The 9040-nt window shown below is 70.7% G+C and carries 7 protein-coding genes; all 7 read left to right on the top strand.

All coding sequences use genetic code 11. The features are described 5' to 3' along the window. Position 1: 1 nt before the first annotated feature. The 7 genes from DZC73_RS26575 to DZC73_RS26600 are packed head-to-tail and all read left to right on the top strand — an operon-like array spanning position 2 to position 9039. Complete coding sequence (locus DZC73_RS26575) at positions 2 to 436, top strand: GPW/gp25 family protein (protein WP_235835301.1); 435 nt, start codon at positions 2 to 4, stop codon at positions 434 to 436. Further along, a complete protein-coding gene (locus tag DZC73_RS26580; protein WP_124543419.1) occupies positions 426 to 2711 on the top strand; it encodes a putative baseplate assembly protein in 2286 nt (761 codons plus the stop codon). Before DZC73_RS26575 ends, DZC73_RS26580 begins: the two co-directional genes overlap by 11 nt. A gap of 1 nt (position 2712) precedes the next feature. Then, the gene (locus DZC73_RS26585; protein WP_124543420.1) at positions 2713 to 5505 is read left to right on the top strand and encodes a phage tail protein; all 2793 of its coding nucleotides are present in this window, start codon (positions 2713 to 2715) and stop codon (positions 5503 to 5505) included. Positions 5506 to 5526: 21 nt separating this feature from the next. After that, positions 5527 to 5871 carry a hypothetical protein gene (locus DZC73_RS26590; protein ID WP_124543421.1) on the top strand — a complete coding sequence of 115 codons (345 nt, stop codon included), beginning with the start codon at positions 5527 to 5529 and terminating at the stop codon, positions 5869 to 5871. Positions 5872 to 5874: 3 nt separating this feature from the next. Further along, complete coding sequence (locus DZC73_RS29850) at positions 5875 to 6036, top strand: hypothetical protein (protein WP_161974762.1); 162 nt, start codon at positions 5875 to 5877, stop codon at positions 6034 to 6036. Between the two features lie 2 nt (positions 6037 to 6038). Then, the gene (locus DZC73_RS26595; protein WP_124543422.1) at positions 6039 to 7052 is read left to right on the top strand and encodes a hypothetical protein; all 1014 of its coding nucleotides are present in this window, start codon (positions 6039 to 6041) and stop codon (positions 7050 to 7052) included. A gap of 10 nt (positions 7053 to 7062) precedes the next feature. After that, positions 7063 to 9039 carry a hypothetical protein gene (locus DZC73_RS26600; RefSeq protein ID WP_124543423.1) on the top strand — a complete coding sequence of 659 codons (1977 nt, stop codon included), beginning with the start codon at positions 7063 to 7065 and terminating at the stop codon, positions 9037 to 9039. Position 9040 lies beyond the last annotated feature (1 nt).

A 9040-nucleotide genomic window follows, 5' to 3' on the forward strand; every position in this document is an offset into this window, starting at 1 on the left:
CGTGATCAAGCCGACGCCCACCCTCGCGAACTTCGCCGAACCCATCGGCTGGCCCCTGTTGCCGGTGCCCGATGCGAACGGCCAGCTGCACTACCCGAGCCTCGCGCAAAGCGTGCGCGAGCTGATCCAGGTGCTGCTGTCCACGCGGCCCGGTGAACAGCTCATGCGCCCGGGCTTCGGCGCGGGGCTGGAGAACCTGCTCACCGAGCCCAACACCGTGGCCACCCGCAGCCGCATCAAGGACCTCATCGACGATGCCTTGAAGCGCTGGGAGCCGCGCATCGTGGTCGACGGCATCGCGGTGGACCCGGTGAGCGATGCAGCCACCGGCGTGGCCGATGGCGTGCGTGTGGAGATCGCCTATCGCCACAAGCGCACCGGTGCACCGGCACGTGTGGGCCTCACCCTGGTGATGGAGTCGCGCAATGCCCATTAGGCCCCCCGCCCTCGACGACCGCAGCTTCGACGACCTCGTCGCCGAGCTGCTGTCGCGCATTCCCGCGCACACGCCGGAATGGACGCATCCGCGGCCCGGCGACCCCGGCCGCACGCTCATCGACCTGTTCGCCTGGCTGGGCGACACCATCCTCTACCGCGCCAACCTCATTCCCGAACGGCAGCGGCTGGCTTACCTGCGGCTGCTCGGCATGCCGCTCAAGCCCGCGACCGCGGCACGCGGCATGGTGTCGCTCAAGGTGAAGGCCGACAAGACGGCGGTGGCGCTGCAGGTGCGGCCCGGCTCCAGCATCGACAAGCCGGTGCCGTTCTCCACCCTCAACTTCTGCACGGCGTATCCGCTCGCGGGCCGGGCCTACATCCGCCGCAAGCTGAGCGCGCAGGAGCAGGACGACTTCAACGCGCTGCTGCCCGACCTGCAGGCGGTGTACCGCACGACCGAAGGCACGCCGCTGGGCTACGTGACCACCGAGGTCTTCGCGCCGGGGCAGGACCTGAGCACCGGCGTGGACATCATCGAGACCACGGTGGACGGCTCGCTGTGGATCGCGCTGCTCGCGCCCAGCGCCAAGCAGCGTGAAGACGCACGCCAGACCCTGGCCGCCGATGCGGAAGACAGCTCGCGCGCCATCAACGTGGGCCTCGCGCTCGCGCTCGATGTGCCCGAAGGCGGCGACGGCATCACCACCCGCAACCCGATTCCGCTGGTGTGGGAGATGAGCACCGGCAGCGATGTGACCACGCCCGAAGTGCCCGACGTCGTCACGCTGGATGCGCTGGAAGACGGCACGCAGGGCCTCACGCGCTCCGGTGTCGTGCGGCTGGCGCTGCCGGGCATCGAGCGCATCGGCGCCCCCTCGAACGACCCGCGCGAGAACCTGCATGCCGGCGTCGGCGATGCGCCGCCGCGGCTTGAAAGCGACGAAGACGCGAGCAAGCTCGTCACCTGGCTGCGGCTGCGCGTGCAGCCCGGCTTCGTGCTGTCCAGCCTGCGGCTGTCGTGGGCCGGCGTGAACGTGGTGCAGGTGGAGCAGCGGCAGGCGTTGCCGGGCCGCGCCATCGGTGTGTCCGACGGCGGCTCCGACCAGACCTTCGAGCTGGGCGTGAGCACGCAAGGCAGTGCCGACCCGGCCACGCTCCAGGTCATCGTGCACGATCCGGTGAGCGGCAGCCGCGTGTGGTCGGCCATCGACGACCTGGGCCGGGCCGGTCCGCTGGACAGTGCCTACCAGCTCGACCCCGAGGCCGGCACCATCCGCTTCGGCGATGGCGTGCATGGCCGCGTACCCAGCACCGGCAGTCGAGTGGTCGCCACCGGCCTGCGCGTGGGCGGCGGCGTGGCGGGCAACCTGCCTGCAGCCACGCTGAGCAAGCTCGACAGCCTCATCAACCGGCAGGGCTCGAAAGAGAAGCCCGATCCGGCCATCGACCTCTTCCAGCCGCTGGCGCTGCAAGGCGGCAGCGATGCGGAGACGCTGGACGCCGCCGAGCGCCGCATCCCCGCCTACTTCCAGCACCGCGACCGCGCGGTGACGGCCGAGGACTACCGTGTGCTGGCCCGCGAGGCGCCCGGCGTGCAGGTGGCGCGCGTGGAAGTGCTGCCGCGCTTCAAGCCGCACGAGCGCAATGCCGGCGTGCCCGGCGCGGTATCAGTGATGGTGCTGCCGCAGCGCGTGAGCACCGAATACGCCGCGCCGCTGCCGCGCGCCGATCGGCCCTTGCTCGAAGCCGTGCACGCCTTCCTCAACGAACGGCGGCCGCTGGCCACCGAGCTGTACGTCATCGGCTGCGAGTACCGCGAGATCGGCATCTCGGTGGCGGTACAGATCCGCGATGGCTTTGCGCGCGAAGAGGTGCTGACGGACGTGCGGCTCGCCCTGCGCAAGTACCTCTGGTCGCTGCCGATCGGACTCGACGGTGTCGATGGTCCGTGGCCCGCGACGGCGACCAACGATGGCGGCTACCCGCTGGGCCGCAAGCTCACCGACCGCGAACTCGAAGTGGTGGTGGCACGCGTGGCCGGCGTGGCCGGCGTGTCGCCGGTGCGCGTGTTCGAGAAGAGGGATGGCGTGTTCACCGAACTGCCGGGCGCCGGCAAGGCGGTCACCACCCTGACGCTGGACCCCTGGCAGTTGCCGGAGTTGTCGGCAGTCGTGGTGATCGACGGCGTGGATGCACCCGCTTCCGTCGATGCACCGTTCGCAGGCAACGACGGTCCTGCGCTGTACCTGCCGGTGGTTCCGGAGTTCTGCTGACATGGACGTCAACGGCCTTCGCTCCTTCGGCTTGTCCTTCGGCGGCGGCTTGCAGCCGTGGCGCGTGCCGCTGCCTGGCGGCGAGCCGACGGAGGCGGTGGAGGCTGCGCTCAACCACCGCATCACCGGCGTGAAGCTGGCCAGCCGCGCGAACGGGCTCACGCTGAAGGAAGACGCGGCGAGCGTGGCGGACGTGGTCCTGCAACCATCGATGGCGGTGGATGCCTTCGGCAACCATGTGCTGTGGGATGGCACCGGCATCACCAGCGTCTCCCATCTCGCGGTGTTGCATGCCCTCGCGCCGCAGTCCTTCGCCTTGCCGCACGAGGCCAAGCCCGTGACCGACATGACGGTGGGCGATGACGATGTGCTCTACCTCGCGGCCAACGGTGCGCTGTGGATGGTGGACTTGCGGGGCCGGTTCGAGCTGACGCAGCTCGATGCGCCCACGGGCTTCAAGCTGCAGCGCGTTGCCTCCGCCCCCGGCGGCGGCGTGTGGGCGCTGGACGTGGAGCAGGGTGGCATCGCACGCATGAGCGGCCTGCCGCTGTTCACCAGCCCGATCTTCGTGGGCCGCGACACCGATGCGCGGTTCAGCGCGGCCAACCCCAATCCGAACCCGCCGCGCTGGCGTGTGCTGGCAGATCGCGTGCCGGCCAATGAAAAGGCCGTCGGCATCGCGACGCATCGCCACGGCAAGCTGCTGGTGCTGAGCCTGGGACGTGCATCGGGCGGTGCGTCGGTGCGGGCCGTGCTCGACGACGGGCGCCTCTCCTTGCCCCTGCGGCTGTCGGGCCCGCGCTTCCCGCACACGCTGGGCTGGCTCGATGCCGAGCGCATCGCCGTGGCCACGCGCGGCGTGCTGAAGTCGCCCGACGGCAAGGACCGCGACCCGGGGGTGTGGACCTATGCGATGCCCGCGACCCTCCTGGACCGGCTGGCCGCCGCCAGCGCCGAGGGCCACGACACGCTGCCCGAGGACTTGCGCCCGCCCTTGCAGCCGCAAGGTGACTTCTATCCGCTGGCCGGCTGGACCGGCGGTCCCTTCGTCTCGGGCCGTCCGGGCGAACGCCTGCACTATCCGCGCAGCGGCGACAGCGGCGTTGGGCCGGCCAAGGTGGCGCGCGTGTCCACCGCGGCCCGCGCCCGCTACGGCCTGGTGCTGAACGCCGCGCAGGACCGCACGCCCGAAGACCGCGCCCGCGCCGCGCTCGGACGCATCGACACCCACGACCCCGGCACGGTGTGGCACCGCCTCTATGCCGAAGCCGCCGTGCCCACCGGCTGCGCGATGATCGTCTGGCTCGCGGCCAACGATGCCGACGCGCCCGACTTCACGCCCGGCAACCCGAACCAGCGTGCGCACTGGTATCCGCACCTCATCGGCGAACGCAGCGTCCTGCCTCAGGACGTGCAGGACGCCTTGCCGCCCGACATGCCGCGCGCCGCCTGGGTGAAGGAAGCCACCGAAGTGCCGCTGGGCGAGAGCGTGCTGTGCTGCGCCGCCGATGCACAGCATGCCGGCCGCGCGGGCCTGTTCACCGTGCTCGTGCAGCGCGCCGCGACCACGGTGCGTGCGCTGCAGGGCTCGCGCCTGTGGGTGGCGGTGGAGTTCTTCGGCGACGGCCGCGCCACGCCCGAACTCGCGGTGCTGCGCGCCTACGCGGGCCGCCTGTCCTACCGAGACCGCTACCTGCCCGCGCTCTACCACGAGCGTGTCTTCGGCGAAGACGCCGAGCGTGGCGGACCGGCCACCGGCGCGGACTTCCTCGACCGCTTCCTGCATCTCTTCGAAGGCCTGTTCACCGACATCGAAGGCCGCATCGCCGCCAGCGCGCTGATGACCGATGCCATGGCCTGCCCGGCCGAGGCCATGCCCTGGCTGGCCTCGTGGATCGGCCTGTCGCTGGAGCAGGGCATGCCGCCCGAGCGCGCCCGCTGGATGCTGCTGAACGCGCCGCAGCTCGCGCGCCGCCACGGCACGCTGCTGGGCCTGCAGCTCGCGCTGGACATCGCCACCGACGGCGCCGTCACGCGCGGCCGCATCGTGGTGGTGGAGGACTTCCGGCTGCGCCGCACGCTCTCCACCATCCTTGGCGCGCAGCTCGAAGACGCGACCGATCCGCTCACGACCGGCATCACGCAGTCCGGCAATTCGGTGGTGGGTGATTCACTGTTCCTCGGCGATGCGAAGACGCTGAACGACGGCGAGCTCAAGACCTTCCTCGCGCTGTTCCGGCACATCGACGCGGCCGATCCGAAGGCCAACGCCGTGCTCCAGTCTGACCGTGCCGCGGCGCAGAAGGCCTTGTTCGATGACCTCGCGCACCGCATCACCATCCTCATGCACGAAGAACTCACGCCCGACGAGAAGGGCATGGTGCAGCGCCTGGCGAACCTCGGCGCACCGGCGCACGTGCTCACGCGGGTCATCAGCGCCACCTACCCGTTCATGGTGGGCGTGGCCTCGCTGGTCGGCGCCGACACCTACCTGCGCGCGGCGCCGCCGAAGCGGCCCGTGCGCGTCGGGCCCGGCATCGAAACCTCGTCGTTGGGCGGCGTGGACACCTTGCGCGGCGAGGCTTCGCTCGATGCCCATGCCGGCGCCTTCGACGGCGTGCTGCCGCCCCAGGCCACGCGCGAGCGGCCCGTGGCGCGCATCGCGGTGAAGGGCCTGCCGTCCAGCGGGCAGGCCGACGTCGCCCAAGCCTTCCAACTCGACGGCAGCGCATCCAGTGCCGACGAAGGACTGTCCATCGACGGCTTCACCTGGACGCACCTGCCACCCACCTGACCCCACACAAGGAGCTTCACCATGGCCAAGTTCGTTCCCGGTACCGACGAGACCGTCAAGTCCGACGAGCCCCTGCTGGACGTGCTCGCAAGCGCGGCCACGCCGCTCAAGCCCGGCAAGCACGTCTTCCAGCTGATGGTGGTGGACGACTCGGGCAACCAGTCCGACACCGCCAGCGTCACCGTCATCGTGCTCGACCAGGACCGTCCGACCGCGGTCGTCGACCTCATCGACGAGGCCGGCAACCGCCACCCTGAGCCGGAGGTGAGCGTGCCCTTCGGCAAGCCGTTCCGCCTGAGCGGCGAGCGTTCCAGCGACATCGGCGGTGCCGTGAATGTCTGGAACTGGACGCTGCTGCGCGGCTGATCCATGGACACGCTGAAGCTCGATGCGCCACTGACCGTGAAGGAGCCTGTGGTCCTCGTGGACCCCAAGCTCCCCGTGGGCACCTACCGCGTCCAGCTCGTCGTGCAGGGTGCCACCGGCAAGAGCCAGGCGGCGGACCTGCTGATCAAGGTTTTCAAGGAGTGAGCATGGGTGCCGCAGACACGAGCCTCGTGACAGAACAGGCCGACGACCTGGTCGGTGAAAGCCTCGCGCTGCGCGGCGTGCCCGAGCGCGTGAACTACGCCACCGGCGTGCTGCTGGGCGCAGAGGACTTCGCCGCCGAGCAGCTCTACAACCGCGGCCGCATGGGCCGGGCCTTCGCCGCGCTGTACGGCTTCGGCACCATGGCCGGCCTGCGCGTGACCTGCGCGGCCAACGACAACCCGGAGCTGGAAGTGCAGGTCGCGCCCGGCCTCGCGCTGGACCGCCTGGGCCGGCTCATCGAGATCCGCCGCATCCAGTGCATCCACGTGACCCGCTGGCTGGCGCAACGCCAGGCGATGGGCACGAGCGCACTGGACCGCATCAACGTCATCGACGCGGTGCGTGAAGACACGCCCGGCAACAAGCGGCTGGTGTTCGACGTGTTCCTTCGCTTCGCCATCTGCCCGCACGGCAAGACGCCGGCGTTCGCGGCCGGCCCGTTCAACGCCACCGACTACGTGGTGCCCTCGCGCCTGGCCGACGCCTTCGAGATGACGCTGCAGCTCGCGCACATCGTGGGCGAGACCGAGGCGAACCCCAAGGGCACGCTGGCCGTGCCGCAGCCTCGCTCGCCCAAGCTCGAAGCGATGCTCGCGGACATGCAGGGCGTGACGGACCCCGCGCTGCTCGAAGCCGCGCGGCGCCTGTGGTGCATGGAAAGCGCGCTCGATGCCTGGCCCGAGCCCTCGCAGACCGACCCCACGCGCTTGCCCAAGCTGGCCGAGCACGCGAGCGATGCCGACTGGGACAAGGTGCTGCTGGCGCGCGTGTCCATTCCCGTGCAGCAGGCCGATGCGACCAGCTTCCCGACGGTGGATACCGCGGCCATCGCCGCGATCGCGGCCAAGCCGCAGCCGCCGGCCACCGACCACAGCGAACCCAAGTGGCGCGACATGGCCGACAACGCCCTGCGGCCCATCGTCTTCAACCCGTATTCATGGCGCGGCGCGCTGTGAGGAGCATGTGATGGCGACCCCCACCAGCGAAATCACCATCCAGGACGCGCAGGACGATGCGCGCCTGCAGGCCCAGCTCGCAGCCGGCGCGATCATCGTGGACAGCGGCCGGCGCAGGCCCTTCTACTTCGACGGCCGCTTCCTCACGGCCGACGACCTCACGTCCGACCAGAACTACATCCGCGCGCGGCAGTCTGACCTGGCGCAGGCCATCGGCGCGGGCGTCATCCGCGGGCTGATGGTGGGGCTGGGCACGCAGGCCGCGTCCAACAGCCCCACGCTCGTGATCGAGCCGGGCATCGGCGTCACGCCCAGCGGCGACCTGGTGAACATCGACACCACGCAGACCATCACCATCGCTTCGCTCCCGCAGGCCGCGCAGCTCGATGCGCAGCTGGGCGTGAAGGTGCTGCCCTCGGCCAGCGCGGTGAACCGCAGCGGCCTGTTCGTGCTGGCCTTGCGCCCCATCGAGTTCAGCGCGAATCCGACGACGGCCTATCCGACCACGCTGGACGGCCAGCGCACGGTGCGCGACGGCGACATCATCGAAGCCACCGCGGTCACGCTGATTCCCTACCCGGACCGTGCCGGCGTGGAGAACGCCAACGCCAAGCGCTCGCGCGTGGCGCGCGAGATCTTCTTCGACCGGCAGCGCCCCGGCGTGCTGCAGGACGCGCTGCCGCTGGCCATGCTGTGCCTCGAAGGCGGTGCGCTGCGCTGGATCGACGTGCACATGGTTCGGCGCGAGGTCGGGGCCGAGTCCACGCTCGCGGCCGGCCTGTCGCAGCGCCCGCGTGCCTTGCTCGAAGCCTGGCTCAAGCAGCACCAGGACCAGATGGACGACATCGATACCGGCTCGGTGCAGACGGGCTTCGCCGCGGCCAAGCAGTTCGAGACGCTGCCGCCGGTGGGGCCGCTGCCGGCCTCCACGCTGCGCTTCGAGACGCAGCTCGGTGCACTGACGCTGCTGCAGAACTACTTCCCGCCGATGGTGGACTGCCAGTTCGCGTTCATCCCGAGCGATGAGCTGGCGGCGCTGGTGCAGGAATCGCTCGCGCTGCCGCCCATCGACCTGCGCGCCTCCGACGACGACCTGGACCACCTGTCCATCCTCATCGTCGCGCCGGTCACGCGGCAGCAACTGGAAGCGAACAAGCGCTCGCTGCAGACGGTGGTGCGGCCGGTGCGTTCTGCATCGGCCGGGCTCATCGCCAAGCGTTCGCCGCTGGAGTCGCTGGTGCGCATCTCCCAGCCCGAGCTGCTGGTGGCGCCGCCCATCGGCGACTTTGCGCCGGACTTCCTCGCCCTGGCCTGGCAGCGTGCCGTCGAGGCCGCGCGCACGCAGGTCAATGCCGACATGCAAGGGCGCGGCATGTTCTGGTATTTGCGCCGCCGGCAACTGCCCTACACCGCGGAGATCTCCAGCGCCACGCTGCGGCTGGCGGGCGATGCGAAGAGCATCGACACCGAGGTCGACGTGCGCGTGCGGGCCGATGCCGTGCTCACGCGCTTCAACGGCCTGGTCGCGAAGATCCCGACGCTGGCTCGCGCCGAGACGGTGAACCTGCTGGCGGCGCCCAAGCTGGCGGTGTCCACCACCCTGGCGACCAACGTGCTGGCCACCTCCGACCTGCTGCGCCGCAGCGCCTTCACGGCACTGGCGGTGCGTTCGGACTCGCGCGGCGACGAGGGCCTGCGCCATGACGACGTGCTGGAGATCGCCCGCGAGTTCGGCGACCCGAGCCTGGGCGAAGGCTTCGATGCGCTGGCCCAGGCGGCGCAGCCCGACGTGAAGACGGACCTGCAGACTCCCGAGGTCGTGAAGGCCGTGGCCGACAGCGGCGTGGCACCGCTGCTGGACCGCGCGGTGCGCGAGCTGCCCGTGCTCAAGCATGCGGACTTCGCCTTGCAACTGCGCGATGCGGCCAAGGCGCCCGACTCGGCCAAGCGCCTGTCCGCGCTGGCCGGCGTGAAGCTGGAGCAATGAG

Source organism: Rhizobacter terrae (genome assembly GCF_003852895.1).
Classification (GTDB): Bacteria; Pseudomonadota; Gammaproteobacteria; order Burkholderiales; family Burkholderiaceae_C; genus Albitalea; species Albitalea terrae.